Genomic DNA, 19,159 nt, shown 5'->3' on the forward strand with positions numbered 1-19,159 from the left:
CCGGCGGCGGAGCAGCCCCCGGCGTGGTACGAATCGGACAGTGGTTCCGTCGAGGCTGGAGCGCACGTGATCCGGGTACTGGTGGTCGACGACGAAGCCCTGATCCGCACGGGTTTCCAGCGCATCCTCGCGGCCGCCGACGGCATCGAGGTCGTCGGGGCGGTGTCCGGCGCCCAGGCCCTGCGGACGGTGCGCGAGCAGCACCCCGACGTGGTGCTGCTGGACATCCGCATGCCGGACGTGGACGGGCTCACCGTCCTCGGTGACATCCGCCGGCTGCCGGAGCCGCCCGTGGTGGCCATGCTGACCACGTTCGACATGGACGAGTACGTGGAGACGGCACTGCGCTCGGGCGCCGCCGGGTTCCTCCTCAAGGACACCGACCCCGAGGCGCTGCCGCTGGCGGTGCAGAGCCTGGCCCGCGGCGGCACCGTGCTCTCGCCCAAGGTCACCCGAACGGTCGTGGACGGCTATCTGAGCGCCGGACCGCAGGAGCGCCCGCCCAAGGCCCTCGACCGGCTGACCGGCCGGGAGCGCGAGGTGCTCGTCCTCATCGCCGAGGGCCTGTCGAACGCCGACATCGCGACCCGGATGCACCTGAGCACCGGCACGGTCAAGGACCATGTCAGCGCGATCCTCACCAAGCTGGAGGTCAGCGGCAGGGTGCAGGCCGCCCTCTTCGCCCAGCGGGCCGGTCTGCTCCCGGAGGAGACCGGATGACCCGCCGCCCGCCCCCGCTGCTGCAGGACGCCGGGGTGGTGGCCATGGCCCTGCTCGACGTGTGGGCGCACTGGGACATCTACGAGCCGCTGCGCATGGCCTGCGGTCTGGGCGCCGCCGTGGCCCTGGTGCTGCGCCGGCGGCTACCGCTGCTCACCTACCTCCTCACCCTCCCGGCCGTCCTGCTGTCCGACGCGGTCGTCGCCTCCCTGGCCGCGCTGTACTCGCTGGCCTCGCTCAGCCGCCCCAGGACGCTGCTGCTGCTGTGCACGCTCGCCTTCGCGTTCAGCGACACGATGTCCCTGCCGCCACCGGAGCCCGATCCGACCGACACCCGGAAGCTGATCGCGCTCGGCTACAGCGCCGCCACGGCGGCCGCCGCCGTCTTCCTCGGCCAGCTCGTGCGCACCCGGCACGACCTGTCGCTCAGACTCACCGAGATCTCCGAGGCGCGGGACCACCAGCAGCTGCTGACGGCCCAGGCCGTCCTGGCCAGGGAGCGCGCCCAGCTGGCGCGGGAGATGCACGACGTCGTCTCCCACCAGGTCAGCCTGATCGCCGTGCGGGCCGGAGCGCTCCAGGTCGGCGCGCGCGACGCCGACACCAAGGACGCGGCGGCGACGATCCGGCGGCTGAGCGTGCAGACGCTGGACGAGCTGCGCCACATGGTCGGCGTCCTGCGTGCCTCCGGAGGCCACCCGACGGAGCTGACCCCGCAGCCGGCGCTCGCCGACATCCGGCGGCTGGCCGACAACTGCGGCATCGAGACCCGGCTGCGGATGGACCTGCCCGAGGGGCTTCCGGCCACCGTCCAGCGCGCGATCTACCGCACCGTCCAGGAGGCGCTGACCAACACCCGCAAACACGCCCCCGGCGCCACCGCGAGCATCGACCTGCTGCACGCCAACGGCTCCGTCCGCGTCAGGGTCACCAACACCGCGCCGACCCAGCCGCCCCTCCCGCTGCCCGGCGCGCACCACGGCCTGATCGGCCTGCGCCAGCGCGCCGAGCTCCTCGGCGGCACCATGACCTCGGGCCCGACGGAAGACGGCGGCTACGAGGTCTGTGTGGTGCTGCCGGCGAACCTCACGGGGTGAGCGGCCCCGGGCCGCTCACCCCGGCGGCACGCACCACGTGCTGCTCAGCGCAGCTCGTCGAAGGCGATCTCCAGATGCCGGGGACCGCGCAGCACGGCGTTCTCCCGGTACGGCGGCGGGTCCTCCACCAGGCGGGGACCCTCCAGCCGCCGGGCCAGCTCGGACAGGGCCAGCTGGGTCTCCAGCCGGGCCAGCGGCGCGCCGAAGCAGCTGTGGATGCCGCTGCCGAACCCGAGGTGCTGGATGTCCCCGCGGTCCGGGTCGAACCGCTCGGGGTCCGCGAACCGCTCCGGGTCCCGGTTGCCCGCGGCGAGGGCCAGCCAGATCCGCGAGCCCTTGGGGATCGTGACCCCGCGCACCTCGATGTCGGCGATGCACGTGCGCTGCGGCACCAGCTGCACCGGCGGTTCGTACCGCAGCAACTCCTCCACGATGTTGACCGACAGGCCCGGGTCCGCCCGCAGCCGCTGGAGGACCTCCGGGTGGCGCAGCAGGGTGAGCATGCCGTTGGTGATCAGGTTGACCGTCGTCTCGTGACCGGCGATCAGCAGCAGCACCGAGGTGCTGAGCACCTCCATCATCGTCATGGAGCCCTCCGGGCCCCGCTTGTCGACCAGGTCGGACAACAGGTCGTCCCGCGGTTCCCTGGTACGTTCCTCGACCAGCCCGGCCAGGTACATGCCGAGCTGCATCCGGGCCTCCTGCGCCTTCTTCCGGGCGACGTCGTCCCCGCTCTCCCGCGTTTCCGGGTCGAGGGTCGCGACCAGCGGGTCGACCCAGCTGCGGAACCGTGGCTCGTCCTCCCGGGGCACCCCGAGCAGCCGGCAGATCACCGTGACCGGGAAGGGGTAGGCGAACCGGTCGACCAGGTCGATCTGCCGCGCCTCCCCGAAGCCGTCGATCAGCTCGGTGACGATCTCCCGCATCTCGGTGCGCAGACCGTCGATCCGGCGCGGCCGGTGCGGCGGCCCGAAGGCGCTGTTCGCGATGCGCCGCAGCCGGTCGTGCTCGGGCGGGTCGAGGCGCAGGAACGACGGCGGCAGCCCTCCCGTCTCCTCCGTCGGCCCCAGCTCGTCGTCCCCGGCGGCGGCCAGGTTGGTGGCGTCGGAGCTGATCCGCGGATCGTGGAGGAGCGCCTTGATGTCGTAGTACGAACTGATGATGTACGGGCCGCCCTCCTCCTCGTGCAGCACCGGTGTCCGGCGGAGTTCCGCGTACACCGGATAGGGGTTGGCGCGATTGGCGAAGTCGGTGATCTGGCGCAACATCGAGGCGTGCGGCATGGCGGGTCCTTCGGGCGTGCGGGCCGTGGCGGCGGTCAGTGGCGGGCGGGGTGGAAGACCAGCTGCTGGTCGGCCGGCGAGTAACCGCTCAGGGTCACCATGGGGCCGTGGGTCGGCAGGGACGGGTCGGGGAAGCCGGCCGGTACCGGCTGCCGGTTCTCCGGACGCCGGTCCACCGTCGGGAACTCCACCGGGAACGGCGCGCCCCGCTCGATCTGCCCCTGGTAGAACTCCAGCCACCGCGTGTTGTCGAAGGTCACGGCGGCCACGATCCGGCCCTGGTAGCCGTAGACGCCGACGAACCGGCGCTGGGCCAGCGAACCCTGCGTGATCATGAGCTCCTCGCCCATGGGCGGCACTCCGACCGACTTGATGTTCACACCGAACATCGAGGACCAGAACGCGGGCATCCACAGGTGCGGGCGCCGGTCGGCGCCGTGGCAGATCATGTTGTGCGCGGCGGTCTCCGCCTGGGCGACGGCGTTGCCCCAGTGCTCCAGCGACAGGAACTGGTAGCCGAAGAGGGCGTGCGGGGAGCGCGCCACGTCGCCGGCCACGAAGACGTCGTCCGTGACGATGCCCCGGAAGTCGAAGGCCCGGCAGCCCGCGTCACACGCGATGCCCCGGGGCCCGGCGCCCAGCCCCGACCCGTTCAGCCACTCGGTGTTCCGCAGCGACCCGAGCGAGACCACGACCACGTCCGCCTCGACGACGCTCTCGTCCGACAGGTGGACGGCCCGCACCCGGCCGGCCGGGTCGCCCTCCAGCGCGGTCACCGTCACACGGGTGCGCAGGTCCACGCCGTTCTCGGTCTGCAGGTCGGCCGCGACCGCGCCGACGACCCCGCCGAGCGCCCCCACCAGCGGCGCTCCCGCCCGCTCCGCCACGGTGACCGGCAGGCCCATCTCCCGGCACGCCGAGGCCACCTCCGAACCGGCGAACCCGGCGCCGATGACGAACACCCGGCGCGGCCCCGCCTTCAGCCGCCGGTACAGATCGGCCGCGTCCTCCCGGGTGCGCAGCAGGCAGACGCCGTCCAGCCGGGCCTCCTCCTGCTTCGGCCAGGGCCGGGCGCGCACACCGGTGGCGATGAGCAGCCGGTCGTACTCCACCTCGTCCCCGTCGGCCAGCCGGACCCGCTTGGCCGTCAGGTCCAGGCCGGTCGCCGCGACGCCGAGGCGCCACTTGGCGTCGATCTCCCGGCGGCGGGGCAGCTCGGTGTGGTGCGGGGACGCCATGCCCAGCAGCACGGACTTGGACAGCGGCGGCCGGTCGTACGGCTCGTACGGCTCGTCCCCGATCAGGGTCAGCTCGCCGGCGAAGCCCTCGGCACGCAGCGTCTCGGCCGCCCGCAGGCCGGCCAGCGAGGCGCCGACGACGACGATCCGGCCCTCGCGCCTGAGCCACTCCACGTAGTCAGCGGCCATCGGACGCCTCCCGGCCCGCTCCTTCGGCGGTGATCGCCTGCACCGGGCAGGCGGCGACGGCCCGCGCCACCCGCTCCCGCTGGGCGTCGTCCGCACGCGGGTTGTAGATCAGCGACTCCTCGCCGTGCAGGGCGAAGACGTCCGGCGCGAGGAACACGCACTGCGCGTACCCCTGACACTTGTTGAGATCGACGACGAGCCTCATCGACGCTCCGCCCTTCCCTGGCCAGGTCCGGGCGCCCGCGCGGCCCGCGCGGACGGTTCCGGACGGCGGTCGTCCCCCGCCCGCCAGCATGCGAGCCGGGGCGGGCCGCCCGCGCGCCGGGCACGCCGATCGAGTGAGTGGCCGACGGCCTACGCCTGGCCCGGCCGGGGCCGGGCCCCCCGGCCCGTGCGGAGCATGTGCAGGCTCAGCAGCAGGGACCAGGCCGGGAAGACGAGTTCCGCCCAGGGCACGTTCGACGAGACGAACAGCAGCGTCAGGGCGGTGAGGAAGCCCAGTGTCGTCAGCCGGCGCGGCAGGACCCCGAGACGGCGGCCGATGACCGACATCGACGACACGAAGACGGCCGCCATCCGTGTGGCGTACTCCGTCATCAGCGTGTACGCGAGGTGGCGGCCGAAGTCCCAGGCGGCCGGCGGCCTGGCCACCTGCCGAGCCGGACGCCTTCACGTAGCCGACGCCTATGTGCTTGAGCGAGCAGTTGAGGATGTTCGCCTGGTGGCCCGGCGACTTCGTCCACGCCTTGACCACGTCGGCGGCGGTGGCCTGAGCGGCCGCGACGTTCTCCGCCAGTGAGGTCCAGCCGGTGGGATTATATGCTCGTCTGTTCCGCACGCGGTTGTCGTGCTCGAACTCCCCGAGCAACAACTGCCGTTCCCAAAGCAATTTCTGAGCCCTTTTCTCCGGGCGGCGGCAGGTAGCTTCGTATCCGGGTTCCGATGGGCAACCCGCCTCTACTCCAAGGAGTTTCCCGTATGCGAAGGCTACGTGCACTCTACGCCGTGCTCACCGCCGCATTGATAGCGATCTGCGCGGTCAATGTGAGCACCACCACGGCGTCCGCCGCAGAGCAAAGCGGTGGATTCGTCGTCAGCAAGGCTCAGTACAACAAGATGTTCCCGCACCACAAGAAGCTCTACACCTACGAGGGCCTGGTCAAGGCGATGAAGGCATTCCCGGCCTTCGCGCACACCGGCGACGCCAAGACCAAGAAGCGTGAGGCCGCGGCCTTTCTCGCGAACGTCAGCCACGAGACCAGCGGGCTGATATACATCAACGAGCAGAACAAGACCAACTGGCCGACCTACTGTCAGCAAGAGCCCTACGGCTGCCCGGCCGGCCAGTCCGCGTACCACGGCCGCGGCCCGCTCCAGATCAGCTGGAACTACAACTACAAGGCGGCCGGCGACGCGGTCCACATCGACCTGCTGAACCACCCGAACCTCGCGGCGACGAACCCCGTCGTGACCTGGAAGCTCGCGCTCTGGTACTGGATGACCCAGTCCGGACCCGGCACCATGACGCCCCACCACGCGATGGTCAAGAGCGGCGGCTTCGGCGAGACCATCCGCAGCATCAACGGCGCCATCGAGTGCAACGGCGGCAACCCGGCCGAGATGAAGGACCGGGTCGCCAAGTACAGGAAGTTCACCAAGATGCTCCGCGTCGGCGCCGGCGCGCACCTCAGCTGCTGAGGGAGGCGTCATGCGGAAGGTACGCGTCCTCGCCCTGCCGTTCCTGCTCTCGGCCGTGCTCGTGGCCGGCAGCCAGAGCGCCACGCCCACTGCGTTCGCGGCCGACGGCCATTCCGTTGCCGCCACCTCCGCGGCGAAGAAGAAGGGCATCAGCGCCTGGAAGTTCGACGGCGTCACCAAGGCGCTCGCCGACTCGAACTCCGGCTGGTTCTACACCTGGTCGTCGGGCAAGGGAGGAATCAAGCCGCCGCGCGGTGTCGAGTTCGTGCCCATGATCCATGACGCGGGCTCGGTGACGAACAAGGAGCTCGGCCTGGCCAAGAAGCAGGGCAAGAACCTGCTCGGCTTCAACGAGCCCGACAGGTCGGACCAGGCCCACATGACCGTGAAGCAGGCACTCGACATGTGGCCCCGGCTCCAGTCGACCGGTCTGCGGCTCGGCGCCCCCGCCGTGGCCACCGGCGGCGATGTCGCCGGCGGCTGGCTGGACCGGTTCATGAAGGGCGCCGCCGCCCGCCACTACCAGGTCGACTTCATCCCCCTGCACTGGTACGGCGCGGACTTCGACGCCCAGCGCGCGACGGGGCAGTTGCGCAGCTATCTCGAGGCCGTGCACAAGCGCTACAAGAAGCCGATCTGGCTCACCGAATACGCCCTGATCGACTTCTCGTCCGGCACCCCGCGCTATCCGTCCAAGGTGCAACAGGCCGCATTCGTGAAGAAGTCGACGGCCATGCTCCAGCACCTGGACTACGTCCGGCGCTACGCGTGGTTCACCCTCTCCACCGACCACGGCGACGGCACCGGCCTTTACCACGGTGCGACGGCCAACCGGGTGGGCGTCGCCTATCGCTCCGCGGGCTGAACACAAGATCAATCAGTCAAAATCACGAGAAACGAGGAAAAGAACATGAGCAAGCGGACCCTGCACGCCTCCATCGCGGCCGGTGCGGCCGTACTGACCGCGATGGTCGCCCTGGCTCCGGCGAGTTCCGCCGCGACCGCCTCCGCGCAGGCTCAGAGGCCGACGTGCTGGGCGACGCACTACGGCCCGATACCCGCCGGCAGCACCACCGCCAACGGCGACATCTTCGACAACAGCAAGAACACCGCGGCGACTTCGCTCACCCGCAATCCCCAGCTGCCCTTCGGCACGAGGGTGCGGGTCACCAACGTGGCGAACGGCAAGTCCCTGGTCGTGCGCGTCAACGACCGCGGCACGTTCAAGCACACGAAGGCGGAACCCAAGTGCCTGGACCTGACCGACGGCGCCTTCAGGCGGCTCGGCGGGAGCCTCAACCCCGACGCCGGTCACATCGTCGTCCGGCAGAAGGTGCTGAAGTGACCCTCTGAGAAAGACGGGGTGACCGGCGGCCGGAGCGGCTGACGTCTCCGTGTCACGGTATGAGCGCCCGGGTTGCCTCCCGCAGCCCGGGCGCTTGGTGATCCGGGTGCCGCCGGAGCAGAGCGAGGGCGCCGAGGGCGGTGCCGGTATCGCCGAGTCCGGCCGGAATCACTCGGGGCACCCCGTACGAGCAGCGCGCTACATGCGTGTCGAGCATGTGCTCGATCGGTGCCATCAGGGCTCGACCGGCGTCGACCAGCTCGCCGCCGATGACGATCACGTCGGGTCCGACGGCATGGCTCACATCGGCCAGCACCCTGCCGACATGCGTGCCCACCCGTGCCAGAACCGCGTGCGCGGCCGCGTCGCCGGACTCCAGCGCGCTCACCAGCTCCGGCAGGTCCGCTGCCGCGGTTCCCGCGGTGCGGCAGGCGTCGAGTACGGCCCCGATCGACGCCACTGTCTCCAGGCATCCGATCGCACCGCACTCGCAGGGTGCGCCGCCCGGGTCCACGGTGATGTGGCCGAACATCCCGGAGCGGCCGTGGGCGCCGCGGTGCAGTGTGCCGGCCATCACGAGTCCGCCGCCGACGCCGTGCGACAGCCGCAGGTACAGCACGTTCTGTTCACCCGCGGCGGCACCCCAGATCGTCTCGGCCAGGGTGGCCAGCCGGGTGTTGTTGTCGATCAGGGCCGGTGCGCCGAAGCGTTCGCGCACGCGTGCCGCCACGATGTCGTGCCGAGGCGCCCACAGCGGGCCCTGCCCCGGCGTGCCGACCGGTCCGACCACCCCGACGCCGATGCCGTTCAGGACGCCCGGTCGCAGCGTCCCGTGCGTGAGCTTGTCCGCCAGCCGCCACGCTAGGTCGATGCGGGTCTGCCACGGGGTGTCGGGGTCGTGCGGTTCGCCGGTGGTGCCGACGATCTCGTGCGCCGCGTTCATCGCGGCCACCCGCACCGCCCGTCGCGCGAACTCGATGCCGAGCAGCCGGCCGGCCCCGGGGTTCACGGTCAGTACCTCCGCCGGGCGGCCCCGCTTGCGCCGGGCCGCCTCCGGAACCGAGGCGAGGACGCTGCCGTTGTCCATCAGCGCCCCGACGGCGTCGTAGAGCGTGGTGCGGGACAGGCCGCTCAGGATCCGTAAGTCTCCCCGAGTGAGCGGACCGTGCTCGCGCAGCAGGCTCAGTACCAGGGCCTCGTGCGCGCTGGAGGCCCGTGTCGTCGTCTCGGTCAGCATGGCGGAAGGCGCCCCCCTCTTTGAGCACAACTGTTGTGTGGGGGGACGGAGATCAGTCGTCCGTCCCCCGTGGCGCAAGAAGCTAGAGGGCGTCTTTGTGGGAATTCTGTGGAGCCACTCAGAGGGAGGACACCTGGGCGTTCGCGGTGTTGCCGCGCGCCGGAGAAGGCTGACGCCGCCCGGGTCAGGGTTGAGGCGTGACGTGCACCTGCACGGTCAGCGTGCCGCTGTTGTCCTGGGAGCAGGCACCGGAGGCGTCGTTCATGCCCAGTTGCAGGCAGGCGTCGCCGGTCGCCCGGAAAGTCAGCTTCTGTTCGACGATGTGCATCGGGAAGTCCTGCTCACCCACGAGTCGAGCCGGCAAGGAGCCGAACGGAGCCCCGACTTTGACCTTGCAGGCCTTCGTTCCCTCCGGCAGCTGGTTGGTTTTCGGGTCGTAACCGGCCGGCCCGGTCACGGGCAGCTTTCGGGAGTTGGCCGTCCATTCTCCGGACACGAACTGGACGGTGACCCGGTCGCCCTGATGGAGGGACACGCCGGTGACAGGCTGCCAACCGGCCGTCGACTCGACGACCTGACGGGCCGTCCCCGTTTTCGGAGTGTTCGGAGTGTTCGGAGTGCGCGGAGTGCTCGGAGTGCTCGGAGTGCTCGAAGCGTTCGAAGCGTTCGGATGTTTCGGATCATCCTTGAGCGGCAGCGTTCCGGTGAGGAAGAGACCCCCCGCAACGCCCGCCGCGGCCGTTCCGGCCAGCCCCCATCGCAGCCGCTTCGGCCACGCCGAGCGGGATGCCTGCGCCTGCGCCTGCGGGTGTGGGAGTTCGAGCGGCGTGGTGTGGCGCCCAGGCGGCACGGTCTCCGCAGCCGGGACGCGCCATTTCGGCTTGGCGGCCATCGTGTTCGCGTCGGCCATCGGGGCCGCAGGCCGGAGCGCGAGTACGGTCGCCGGCGGCAGGAACTCGACGTCCGGCTCGCCGGCCACGACACCTCGCAGCGCGGAACGCACGGCTGCCGTCGAAGGACGCTCGGCCGGGGACTTGCGCAGCAGCGCTTCGACGACCGGGCGCAGCGGACCGAGCCGCTCCGACAGGCTGGGTTCCTCGTACGCCACGGCGTGCATCGTCGCGGGTGCTCCCGGCCTGCGGAAGGGTGACTCGCCGCAGCACACCGTGGCGAGTGTGGCGCCCAGTGACCACAGGTCGGAGGCCGGTCCGACCTCTGTTTCCATCACGCGCTCCGGCGCCATGAACTCTACGGAGCCGACCACTTGACCGGTGCTCGTCAGGAACTCACCGTCGTCCAGGGCCGCGATGCCGAAGTCGGTGAGGACGGCGCTGCCGTCACGGCGCAGCAGCACGTTGGCGGGCTTGATGTCCCGGTGCAGAGTCCCGACCGCGTGGACGGCGTCCAGCGCGTCGATCAGTTGCAGGCCGACGGCGGCGGTCTGCTGCGGTGTGAGCGGTCCGGTCTCGGCCGTCCGATTCGCCAGTGAGGACCCTTCGACGAGTTCCATGACGATCCACAGCCGGTCCTCGGACTCGACCAGGTCGTGTACTCCCACCACATGGGGATGCGGCACCCGGGCGACCGCGCGGGCCTCCCGGATGGCACGCCGTACCCGTACGCGGTGGTCCTCGTCGCCGCCGGTGACGACGTGCAGTTCCTTGGCGGCGACCGGCCGGTCCAGCAGTTGGTCGTGGGAGCGCCAGACCGTGCCCATGCCGCCTCTGCCGAGGACGTCGTGAAGCAGATACCGTCCGGCGATCACCCGTTCCGAACGCGTGGTCACCTGGTCACCATCTCCGGATATCACGCGCTCTCACGTTTCCATTGGGAGCGGTGCCCGTCGGAGCGCTCCAGCCGCCCGCGGAGCAATCCGCGCGCTTGTCCGCCGAGGCTGATGCCAGGATCTGCCGGTTGCGACGCCGGTCTGCCCGGTGGGGCACCCGCTGTATCTCCCCGAACTCGCGGGTCGCGGACCGGAGACGGCGCCGACGCGGTCCACGGCCCACTGGGTGTTGCTCCGCAACGGCCTGGTCCTCACCCAGGATGCCGATCTTGTCTTAGCTGGAATGGGAGCTTCCTTTGCTGGGTTAGTCCGGGCCAAGCACTACGTGCGGATGGTGTGACACGGCCGGCGTCCCGCCGCTCGATCCCGAATTGCGGTTACCGGTTCGATCCACTCGGCACTCGTTCGCCCTGCCGTGAGCCTTTGCGAGACGCTAGAACCTTGAGGAGAGCGGCAGCAAGGTCCTAAGGGGAGGATTAAATGCCCTGTCGCGCGGATCAATTCGAGGATCGCCGGGCCGACCTCCGCCCCGAACATCACTGCGGCCCGGCTCCATGCCTTCGGCTCGAGTCGCCGGCGCACCACGCGGTGGCGCAGGTGGACGACTCTCGATCCGAACGTGCGGGTCTCGACGAGTTCGAGATCCACCCGGCGCTCGCGCCGGGGAAAGAACGAGATGCCACCGCCGACGAGCACCGGGTAGACCCTCAGGGCTTCGTCAAGCCTTGCGCTTTTTGTTCGCGTCTCTCTCGGGAGGTCGGGCTCCTGCTGTTCATCTCCGGGGCGTCCATTCGTTCGCGAGGAGGCCGAGGATGGCTTCGTCTGCGTACACCCAGGCGGAGCGCCGCAGTGTTCCCTCGCGTGTGAACCCGATGCATCCTCGCCGACCACCGCAGCCTCCTCCACAACTGGAGGACGTCCCTAAAGCGTGGGGGTGGGCTGGGCGAACGCCGGAAGTGCGCGGAGGGGTGCTGCAACGTGTGGCCGGCTCGAGCGCGAGGAGGGGCAGCAGCAGGCGGGGACGGCCTCTCGCCCACTGTGCGGCATCCCGCGAGTTCTCCTGAGCCCGGATAGGTACCCGAGGCGCGCCGGCTCAGCTCAGGGCTGATCTCCGTGACCGGCCCGCGATCGGAACGGCCTCCTGGCGCACGCGCATCCGGTAGCGCTGCGGCGACTCCCCGACAACGCGCTTGAACGCCGTGCTGAACGCGCTCTCCGAGCCGTAGCCCAGCTCGGCGGCGAGCGCCGCAACGCGAGCGTCGCCGTTCCGCAGCGCGCGCTGGGCCAGCAGCATGCGCCACCGGCCCAGGTAGGTGAGCGGCGGTACACCGGCGGCCTCGCGGAACCGCTCCGCGAATGTGGTCCGGGACATCGCGGCGGCGCGCGCCAACTCCTCTAGCCGCCACACGCGTTCGGGGCGGCCGTGGAGCAGGTCGACGGCGGGGCGCAGGCGCTCGTCGGCGAGGAGGCGCAACCAGCCGGAGGGCAGGAGGGTCTGGTCGACGTAACAGCGCAGCACCTCCAGCAGGAGCAGTTGGCCGTACTGCCGGATCGCGAAGGCCGAGCCGAGCCGGTCGCCGGTCGCCTCGTCGAAGAGCCGCAGCAGGGCGGCGAGCAGCCGGTCCCCGTCTCCGGCGGCGGAGGACCGGATGTGGGCCACCGGTGGAAGCGACTCCAGCAGGAGCGTCCGCCCGGCCTCGTTCACGCTGACGCACCCGCCGATCACGACGTCGTCGACGGCAGGGTCCGAGCCCGCGAAGCGGGCGGTGGAGAAGTCCGACTCCGGCTGGACCTCGTGGCGCGGCTCCGCGCCGGCCTCGAAGGCCACCCACGAGCGGCCGGTGAGGATTGCCACGTCACCCGCCACGAGGTCGATCGGTTCGACGACGCCGTCGGTGGTGAGCCGGGCGCGCCCGCTCACCATCGCGAAGAACTTGACCGGGTCGGCCAGCGGGCCGCGGGCCCACCACCCGCCGCTGGCCGCGACGCCGCCGGTCAGCACGCTGCGCACCTCGACCAGGTCGAGTGCCTCGGAGAGTCGGTCGGGATCCATGTCCGTACTCTCGCGCAAGAAATCGGGATGGACAAGTATTCATAGTCCGGCGAACGACAGACAGGCTGGTGAGCGACACAGCAGGACGACCTGAAGGAGACACCATGCGCTACCGCAGCCTCGGCCGGACCGGGATCAAGGTCAGCCCCTATGCCCTCGGCGCGATGATGTTCGGCGCCCTCGGCAACCCCGACCACGACGACTGCGTCCGCATCATCCACCGGGCGCTCGACGCCGGCGTCAATCTCGTCGACACCGCCGATATGTACGCGCACGGCGAGTCGGAGGAGATCGTCGGCCGGGCGCTGAAGGGACGACGGGCCGACGTCGTGCTCGCGACCAAGGCCCGGAACCCGATGAGCGACGAGCCGAACCACCAGGGCGCGTCCCGGCGCTGGCTGGTGCGCGCGCTGGAGGACTCGCTGCGCCGCCTCGACACTGACTACGTGGACATCTACCAGATCCACCGCCCGGACCCCGACACGGACATCGAGGAGACCCTCGCGGCCCTCACCGATCTGCAGCGGGCCGGCAAGATCCGCACCTTCGGCACGTCGGCCCTGCCGGCCTCCGACATCGTCCGGGCGCACTGGGTCGCCGAGCGACGCGGGCTGGCCCGGCCGCGCACCGAGCAGCCGGTCTACTCGATCCTGAACCGGGGCATCGAGCGCGAGGTGCTCCCGGCGGCACAGGAGTTCGGCATGGGCACCCTGGTCTGGTCGCCCCTCGGCGGCGGCCTGCTGACGGGGCGGTACCGCAAGGGCCAGGAGGCCGCGACGCACCGGTCGAGGTACGGCTTCCGGCACCTCACGGACGACCGTCGGCTCGACGTGATCGAGCAGCTCATCCCGCTGGCCGAGGAGGCCGGCCTGCCGCTCACGCATCTCGCGATGGGCTTCGTGCTCGCCCACCCGGGCGTGACGTCCGCCCTCCTCGGACCGCGGACCATGGAACACCTGGACGACCTGCTCGCGGGCGTCGACGTCACTCTCACCGACGACGTGCTGGACCGAATCGACGCGATCGTGCCTCCCGGCACCGACACCGGCACGCTCGACATGGCCTACCAGCCGCCAGCCCTCCAGCGCCCCGAACTGCGCCGCCGACCGGCCGGCGAGCGCGCGGCGACATGACGTCCGCTCCGGCCGGAGCCCTGCCTGTGCCTGTGTCGCCCCCGACTGGTGTGAGGCACAGCGAAAGCGTCACTACGAAGCGCGGTCTGACCGTCAGTGGGGATGTTTCCGGAACTGCCCAGATCACGGGCTATCCGGCGGCGAGGAAGTGGTGACAGTCGAGCCGCGCTTCCGGTGACGCTTGCCGGCGTTTCACGGTGACAGTTCCGCCGCGTCACCGTTAGGTCGAGATCAACGATCTAGATCGGTGCCCGCCGAGGTGTCGGTCGTCACGAGTAGGCCCGCCGCAGCACTGCTTCCTGCTCGTACCCGTGATTTCGCCGTCGGGGCCGAGCGCGGCGTCCAGCGCTTCCACGACCTCATCCCGGTCGATGGGCAGACCGGCAAAGACGAGCCGCCCAACCTCCGGCTCCTGGTCGCCGTGCTCCGGCTCGGCGGGCCGGGGCGTGAGCAGCTGCTCGGGCATCGCCGCCTTGGTTATGTGCGTAACTGCGGAAACTGACACAGCCAGCACGGTGACTCTCCGGCCGCCCGTTCCGGCGGGCCGGTGCACGATGATCGGTGCGCCGGTCACACCTCCCAGCGTGCCCTTGACGGGATCGCGGGGCGAGTCGGCAGGGGCGGTCAGGGAGTGTCGCCGCACCAGTCCCAGCGGGTCGGGTCGCCGGGGCGCGGGTCGTACAGCGCCCGCCCCTCGGGGCCGAACTGTCCCAGCTCGGTCTGGAGGGATCTCCGAAGTAGACCTCGGCCTCGGCACCGGGCCTGTGGGACGCGCACCTCGGCTGATGAGCTGGGCCCTTCGGCACAAGGAAGCCACAAGAAACGCTCTTACTCTCACTGACCCACCGACCGGCAGACCAGTGGGAGTTGAGAGTGCATGCACGGATCGTCACCAGGTAGGAGTGCCGCAGGGCAGGTCCTGCTGTGGGTTGCCGTGGCCGCCGCGCTGCTCGTCGGGTGCTCGGCAGCGCCCGGCAAGAGCGCGGCGGCCGGGGCGTCCGCATCCTCGTTGGCGGGGAGTTCTGAACAGGGCCGCAAGCCCAACATCATTTATGTACTCACCGACGACCTCTCCTGGAATCTCGTGCGGTATATGCCGCACGTTCAGCAGATGCGCAAGCAGGGGACGACGTTCTCGAACCACTTCGTCACCGACTCGCTCTGCTGCCCCTCGCGTTCCTCGATACTCACGGGGCAGTACCCCCACAACACCGGCGTCTTCACCAACAACGGGGACGACGGAGGCTACGGCGCCTTCATGAAGAACGGGGACGAGAAGAAGTGCTACGCGCCGGCTCTTCAGAAGGCCGGCTACCGCACCGGCTTCCTGGGCAAGTACCTCAACGGCTACCAGCCGAAGGACGCCAGCGGTACCGGTCACCCGTACGTGCCTCCGGGCTGGAACGAATGGGACGTGGCCGGCAACGGGTATCCAGAGTTCAATTACGACCTCAACGAGAACGGCAAGGTCGTCCACTACGGCCATGACCCGCAGGACTACCTGACCGACGTGGTGTCCGCCAAGGCGGTCTCCTTCATCGGTTCCTCGGCGGCGGACAACAAGCCGTTCATGCTGGAACTCGCCACCTTCGCCCCGCACGGGCCCTCCACGCCCGCGCCCCGCGACGCCAACAGCTACCCGGGGCTCAAGGCACCCAGGAGCGCCGCCTACGATCGGCTGCCCGCGCAGGCGCCGAAGTGGCAGGCCGATCTCAAGCCCCTGAGCGACAAGGAGAAGACGCAGATCGACCGCAAGTTCGCCAAGCGGGTCCGCTCGGTTCAGGCCGTCGACCGGATGATCGGCCGCCTGCAGGACGTGCTGAAGGAGAAGGGGCTCGCGGACGACACGTATCTGGTCTTCGGCTCGGACAACGGCTTCCACATGGGGGAGCACCGGCTGCGGCCGGGCAAGCAGACCGCTTTCGACACCGATATTCGCGTCCCCATGATGGTGACAGGGCCGGATGTGCTGGCGGGGCGGACCGCCTCCCAGCTGGTGCAGAACACCGATCTCAATCCGACGTTCCAGCAGCTCGCGGGGCTGAAGCCGCCCTCGGCCGTGGACGGTCTCAGCCTTGTCGACCTCTTCCACGGATCGTCGCCGAAGGACTGGCGTGAGTCCGTTCTGGTCGAGCACCGCCATCCCGGAACGTCCAAGGGCGATCCCGACGCGGCTCCGAAGGACAGCGGCAATCCGCCGACGTACGAGGCGCTTCGGACCGCGGACAGTCTCTGGGTCGAGTACGCGGACGGGGAACGCGAATACTACGACACGCAGGCCGATCCCGCTGAGCTCAGGAATCTCGCAGGCAGTCTGAGCGACCGGAAAGAGAAAGCCCTGCACGAGACCTTGACCGCGCTCGCCCGTTGCTCGGGCTCCGAGTCCTGCCGGGACGCGTCGCGGCTGCACCAGTAGCCGTCATCGGGCTGCGCTCGGCGGCATCCGGCTGCACAAACACGAAGACCCCGCATCCAGCGCCCTGAGGGGTGGCGGGGTCTTCCGCACTTCATGCGAACCGCCCCCGGCACGATGTGAGCCTGCGCACACGGCTCCGGAGGCGTCGGTCCCATCAGCCATGGGCGCTGGCAGGCGGCGCATCCTGTGGACGTCTTCCTATGCTTGGCCGCCCATAGGCAGGACTCAACCTACGGCGTCATAGCCGGAGTCCCCGCTCCGGGTGGCAGATGACGCGTCGCTGCGGTGGCTGGTCGGGCCAAGTACCTCGTCGGCGCTGCGCGGTTCTGTGCGCGGTTGCTGGTTGAACTCGTGGCGCCGATAAGGCTTGCGTCCAGGCCCCGCTCGTACGGCACTGCTACAGACCCTCCGCTACAGGCGGTAACAGATCACCGGATCGCATGGAAGCGCGGAGGGACCAGGTCGCGATGCCGCTCGTCGGCATCAGGGCGCGTGAGATCCCTCCAGCCCCTGGAGAAGGAGAGCGATCAACCGTCGGGGATCGTAGCGGGGGTCGTTGTCGCGTCCGATGCAGAGGTTGCCCGATGCCGCGCATCAACTCATACGGCTGCGTACCGGGCCTGATGTCACCGGCCTCGACCGCAGCGTCGAGCAGTTGGGCGCAGACGGGCAGCAGGCGGTCGAGGAAGTAGGCGTGCAGCGCGGCGAAGCGGTCGTGGTCGGACTGCAGGGCGTCGGCGAGCCCATGCTTGGTGACGAGGAAGTCGACGAACAGGTCAATCCACTGACGCAGTGCGTCGAGCGGGGATTCGGCACTGGCCAGCAGGTTCGGTCCGGCCTCGGCGCATGCCTCGATCTGATGGCGGTAGACGGCCGTGACGAGATCCGCCCGGGTCGGGAAGTGGCGATAGATCGTGCCCATCCCGACGCCCGCCTGGGCCGCGATCTGGCGGATCGGCGCCGGTTCCCGGCGTGCTCTCCGACCTCGGGCACTGAGAGTCGGCTCGACACCACAGAAGTTGCGCCAGAACCGGAAGACGTGAACAGAGCCAATCCGCAGTCGAAGCAGATCCAGGAGTCCTCTTTCGGTGAGTTGGCCATCGGGGTGCTGATCACGGGGGACGAGCGGCAGCTGCCGCAGCCGGTGAGCACCACCTCCTTGCATGACGTCTCCCTGCCCATACCGGTCAGGAGTGGACGAGAGTCAACGCTTTGTCAGCCCGCTCAGTCAGGTTGAGCATCGGTTCGGCCGAAGTCATCCGGCCGTGATCGAGTCATACCGCTGTACCGGGATCGATGGGACGGTTGCGCAGTGCCGTCCCGGGCGGGGGTCTGACTCGTGAGATCTATGACCGAAGTGTCCAGTCACGGACCTGTCGGCTGCCGTTGCGGGATGCTGCCTGCCACCGAGCCACAGGGCGTGTCGCAATAGGGGCCTTGCCGAGTTCAGGCGCCATCACGGTTCAGACCGCGTGAGCAGGCCGGTGCCATCCACCCAGCACGTCACCACGCGGGAGGCGAACCACCATGACGACCAGACAGCACAGCACCTCCTCGAGCACGGACCCTCCCGCGCGGAAAGAGGTCGTACTGGGCGTGGACACGCACGGCGAGGTGCATGTCGCCGCCGTGATCTCCCCGCTGGGGAAGGTCCTGGGCATCGCGTCCTTTCCGGCCACGGCGGCCGGCTACCGGCAGCTTCTCGTGTGGGCCCGCAAGCGGGGTACGGTGCGCCGGGCCGGTGTGGAGGGCGCCGGTACCTTCGGCGCGGGCGTGTCCCGCTACCTGCTGGCTCAGCACGTCGAGGTATACGAGGTGAACCGGCCCGACCGCTCGGCCCGCCGGCTGCTCGGGAAGTCGGATCCGCTCGATGCGCAGGCCGCCGCCAGAGCCGTGCTCAGTGGTCGCGCCCGGGCCGGGGTCAAGTCCGGTGACGGTCCGGTGCACAGCGCCCGGATGTACAAGCTCGCCAAGGACTCTGCGGTCAAGGCCCGTACCCAGGCGATCAACCAGCTCAAAGCCGTCCTGGTCATCGCCGATCCCGCACTGCGGGAACGACTGTCCAGCCTGGGCAACCGCGAGCTGTTCCGCACCTGCGCACGCCTCGGGCCAGGCGACGGCGAGGACAGCGAGAACGCGGTGGCCCAGGCCACCCACATGACCCTGAGAATGCTCGCCGAGCGCATCAAAGAGCTAACCGGGCAGATCGATGAGCTGAACCAACGCCTGACCCGGCTCGTCGAACGTCACGCCCCACAGCTGCTCGTACCGGCCGGCATCGGCCCGGACAGCGCCGTCACTCTCCTGATCACCATGGGAGACAACCCCGAGCGACTGAACACCGAGGCGTCCTTTGCTGCTCTTTGCGGAGCCAGTCCCATCGAGTATTCGTCGGGCCGTCGGAGCACGCGCCGGCTCAACCACGGCGGCGACCGTCAGGCGAACGCCGCCCTGCACCGCATCGTGTTCACCCGCCTGCGCCACGACCCGCGCACGCAGGCGTACTTCGAACGCCGCACCCAGGGGGCAAGACCCGACGCGAGATCATCCGATGCCTCGAGCGATATGTCGCCCGAGAAGTCTTCAACCTGGTCAGGACGGTATCCGGCGTCTCCCTGTTATAGGGGCGTCCGTGAGACGTGAGAAGGTCTGGGCGTGAGTGAGACACCCCCGAACACCCTGCAATACCGCTTCGACGGGCCAGAAGACGCTCCGGTCCTGATCCTGGGTCCCTCACTGGGTACCACCTGGCACATGTTGCAGGGACCGTCTTCGGGTGTCCACGTCAGTCCAGGGCGGGTGCGTAAGAGCTGGTCAGGGCGTCGCGCTCCGAGGGAGTCGACGTAGTTGGTGACAGACATGTGAGAGCGCCGGTGAGAGGTGCGTTCGACGGCAAGCTCCTACAGGCGCGGCCGGCGGGGGCTTCCGGGCGGCTGTGCTGCAGCTCCGGCGTCGGCACCGTTG

General features: G+C 69.8%; 16 protein-coding genes and 4 pseudogenes. 8 read left to right on the top strand and 12 right to left on the bottom strand.

All coding sequences use genetic code 11. From position 1 onward, the window contains the following. The first annotated feature begins 66 nt into the window (after positions 1–66). Together ABZ923_RS09890 and ABZ923_RS09895 are read left to right on the top strand one after the other, a co-directional pair. The gene (locus tag ABZ923_RS09890) at positions 67–720 is read left to right on the top strand and encodes a response regulator transcription factor (protein ID WP_361469125.1); all 654 of its coding nucleotides are present in this window, start codon (positions 67–69) and stop codon (positions 718–720) included. After that, positions 717–1,817 carry a histidine kinase gene (locus tag ABZ923_RS09895; RefSeq protein ID WP_361469128.1) on the top strand — a complete coding sequence of 367 codons (1,101 nt, stop codon included), beginning with the start codon at positions 717–719 and terminating at the stop codon, positions 1,815–1,817. The genes ABZ923_RS09890 and ABZ923_RS09895 overlap by 4 nt, the downstream gene beginning before the upstream one ends. 44 nt (positions 1,818–1,861) lie before the next feature. Here ABZ923_RS09895 and ABZ923_RS09900 read toward each other — a convergent pair whose 3' ends face one another. The 5 genes and pseudogenes from ABZ923_RS09900 to ABZ923_RS09920 form a co-directional block, all read right to left on the bottom strand. After that, entirely contained in the window at positions 1,862–3,100 is a 1,239-nt protein-coding gene (locus ABZ923_RS09900; protein WP_361469130.1) for a cytochrome P450, read from the bottom strand. A gap of 35 nt (positions 3,101–3,135) precedes the next feature. Continuing rightward, on the bottom strand, positions 3,136–4,527 hold the full coding sequence (locus ABZ923_RS09905; RefSeq protein WP_361469133.1) for an FAD-dependent oxidoreductase: 1,392 nt from the start codon (positions 4,525–4,527) through the stop codon (positions 3,136–3,138). Then, on the bottom strand, positions 4,517–4,732 hold the full coding sequence (locus ABZ923_RS09910) for a ferredoxin (protein ID WP_361469303.1): 216 nt from the start codon (positions 4,730–4,732) through the stop codon (positions 4,517–4,519). Before ABZ923_RS09910 ends, ABZ923_RS09905 begins: the two co-directional genes overlap by 11 nt. Positions 4,733–4,881: 149 nt before the next feature. Beyond that, on the bottom strand, positions 4,882–5,178 hold the full coding sequence (locus tag ABZ923_RS09915) for a hypothetical protein (protein WP_361469309.1): 297 nt from the start codon (positions 5,176–5,178) through the stop codon (positions 4,882–4,884). A 19-nt stretch (positions 5,179–5,197) separates the two neighbouring features. Next, positions 5,198–5,524 (bottom strand): annotated as a pseudogene (locus ABZ923_RS09920) (CAP domain-containing protein); the annotation flags it as partial. On the opposite strand from ABZ923_RS09920, the gene ABZ923_RS09925 reads away from it, so the two are divergent. From ABZ923_RS09925 to ABZ923_RS09935, 3 genes are read left to right on the top strand one after another with little or no spacing between them, the layout of a single operon-like run. Further along, complete coding sequence (locus ABZ923_RS09925; protein WP_361469135.1) at positions 5,506–6,225, top strand: chitinase; 720 nt, start codon at positions 5,506–5,508, stop codon at positions 6,223–6,225. The pseudogene ABZ923_RS09920 and the gene ABZ923_RS09925 sit on opposite strands and share 19 nt — an antisense overlap. A 10-nt stretch (positions 6,226–6,235) precedes the next feature. Then, entirely contained in the window at positions 6,236–7,090 is an 855-nt protein-coding gene (locus ABZ923_RS09930; protein WP_361469137.1) for a glycoside hydrolase family protein, read from the top strand. A gap of 45 nt (positions 7,091–7,135) precedes the next feature. Further along, positions 7,136–7,570 carry a septal ring lytic transglycosylase RlpA family protein gene (locus ABZ923_RS09935; RefSeq protein WP_361469139.1) on the top strand — a complete coding sequence of 145 codons (435 nt, stop codon included), beginning with the start codon at positions 7,136–7,138 and terminating at the stop codon, positions 7,568–7,570. A 52-nt stretch (positions 7,571–7,622) separates the two neighbouring features. On the opposite strand, the gene ABZ923_RS09940 is transcribed toward ABZ923_RS09935, so the two are convergent. The 5 genes and pseudogenes from ABZ923_RS09940 to ABZ923_RS09960 all read right to left on the bottom strand — a co-directional run bounded on the left by ABZ923_RS09940 (position 7,623) and on the right by ABZ923_RS09960 (position 12,646). Then, positions 7,623–8,807, bottom strand: coding sequence for an ROK family transcriptional regulator (locus tag ABZ923_RS09940; protein WP_361469142.1), 1,185 nt, complete (start codon positions 8,805–8,807; stop codon positions 7,623–7,625). A 184-nt stretch (positions 8,808–8,991) separates the two neighbouring features. Then, positions 8,992–10,593, bottom strand: coding sequence for a serine/threonine-protein kinase (locus ABZ923_RS09945; protein ID WP_361469144.1), 1,602 nt, complete (start codon positions 10,591–10,593; stop codon positions 8,992–8,994). Positions 10,594–11,169: 576 nt separating this feature from the next. After that, positions 11,170–11,316: pseudogene (locus tag ABZ923_RS09950) on the bottom strand (dihydrofolate reductase); the annotation flags it as partial. Positions 11,317–11,365: 49 nt separating this feature from the next. Further along, a pseudogene (locus ABZ923_RS09955) lies at positions 11,366–11,464 on the bottom strand (N-acetyltransferase); the annotation flags it as partial. Positions 11,465–11,686: 222 nt separating this feature from the next. Beyond that, on the bottom strand, positions 11,687–12,646 hold the full coding sequence (locus tag ABZ923_RS09960; protein WP_361469147.1) for an AraC family transcriptional regulator: 960 nt from the start codon (positions 12,644–12,646) through the stop codon (positions 11,687–11,689). Between the two features lie 104 nt (positions 12,647–12,750). Between ABZ923_RS09960 and ABZ923_RS09965 the strand changes: the two genes are divergently transcribed. Further along, entirely contained in the window at positions 12,751–13,779 is a 1,029-nt protein-coding gene (locus ABZ923_RS09965; protein WP_361469150.1) for an aldo/keto reductase, read from the top strand. A 220-nt stretch (positions 13,780–13,999) separates the two neighbouring features. Here the strand turns inward: ABZ923_RS09965 and ABZ923_RS09970 are convergent, their stop codons facing one another. Continuing rightward, on the bottom strand, positions 14,000–14,353 hold the full coding sequence (locus ABZ923_RS09970; protein WP_361469153.1) for a hypothetical protein: 354 nt from the start codon (positions 14,351–14,353) through the stop codon (positions 14,000–14,002). 360 nt (positions 14,354–14,713) lie between these two features. Here ABZ923_RS09970 and ABZ923_RS09975 point away from each other — a divergent pair, with 360 nt between their 5' ends. Next, positions 14,714–16,195 carry a sulfatase gene (locus ABZ923_RS09975; protein WP_361469155.1) on the top strand — a complete coding sequence of 494 codons (1,482 nt, stop codon included), beginning with the start codon at positions 14,714–14,716 and terminating at the stop codon, positions 16,193–16,195. 483 nt (positions 16,196–16,678) lie between these two features. Here the strand turns inward: ABZ923_RS09975 and ABZ923_RS09980 are convergent. Then, a pseudogene (locus tag ABZ923_RS09980) lies at positions 16,679–17,156 on the bottom strand (TetR/AcrR family transcriptional regulator); the annotation flags it as partial. A gap of 566 nt (positions 17,157–17,722) precedes the next feature. On the opposite strand from ABZ923_RS09980, the gene ABZ923_RS09985 reads away from it, so the two are divergent. After that, positions 17,723–18,838 carry an IS110 family transposase gene (locus ABZ923_RS09985; protein ID WP_361469158.1) on the top strand — a complete coding sequence of 372 codons (1,116 nt, stop codon included), beginning with the start codon at positions 17,723–17,725 and terminating at the stop codon, positions 18,836–18,838. Positions 18,839–19,159 lie beyond the last annotated feature (321 nt).

It is taken from the genome of Streptomyces sp. NPDC046881, from assembly GCF_040645015.1.
Taxonomy (GTDB): domain Bacteria; phylum Actinomycetota; class Actinomycetes; order Streptomycetales; family Streptomycetaceae; genus Streptomyces.

Excerpts from the sequence above, each read along its gene's own strand:
- ABZ923_RS09925 (WP_361469135.1), top strand. The coding sequence starts at position 5,506 with ATGCGAAGGCTACGTGCACTCTACGCCGTGCTCACCGCCGCATTGATA.
- ABZ923_RS09960 (WP_361469147.1), bottom strand. The coding sequence starts at position 12,646 with ATGGATCCCGACCGACTCTCCGAGGCACTCGACCTGGTCGAGGTGCGC.
- ABZ923_RS09985 (WP_361469158.1), top strand. The coding sequence starts at position 17,723 with ATGACGACCAGACAGCACAGCACCTCCTCGAGCACGGACCCTCCCGCG.
- ABZ923_RS09910 (WP_361469303.1), bottom strand. The coding sequence starts at position 4,732 with ATGAGGCTCGTCGTCGATCTCAACAAGTGTCAGGGGTACGCGCAGTGC.
- ABZ923_RS09940 (WP_361469142.1), bottom strand. The coding sequence starts at position 8,807 with ATGCTGACCGAGACGACGACACGGGCCTCCAGCGCGCACGAGGCCCTG.
- ABZ923_RS09905 (WP_361469133.1), bottom strand. The coding sequence starts at position 4,527 with ATGGCCGCTGACTACGTGGAGTGGCTCAGGCGCGAGGGCCGGATCGTC.
- ABZ923_RS09900 (WP_361469130.1), bottom strand. The coding sequence starts at position 3,100 with ATGCCGCACGCCTCGATGTTGCGCCAGATCACCGACTTCGCCAATCGC.
- ABZ923_RS09930 (WP_361469137.1), top strand. The coding sequence starts at position 6,236 with ATGCGGAAGGTACGCGTCCTCGCCCTGCCGTTCCTGCTCTCGGCCGTG.
- ABZ923_RS09935 (WP_361469139.1), top strand. The coding sequence starts at position 7,136 with ATGAGCAAGCGGACCCTGCACGCCTCCATCGCGGCCGGTGCGGCCGTA.
- ABZ923_RS09965 (WP_361469150.1), top strand. The coding sequence starts at position 12,751 with ATGCGCTACCGCAGCCTCGGCCGGACCGGGATCAAGGTCAGCCCCTAT.
- ABZ923_RS09895 (WP_361469128.1), top strand. The coding sequence starts at position 717 with ATGACCCGCCGCCCGCCCCCGCTGCTGCAGGACGCCGGGGTGGTGGCC.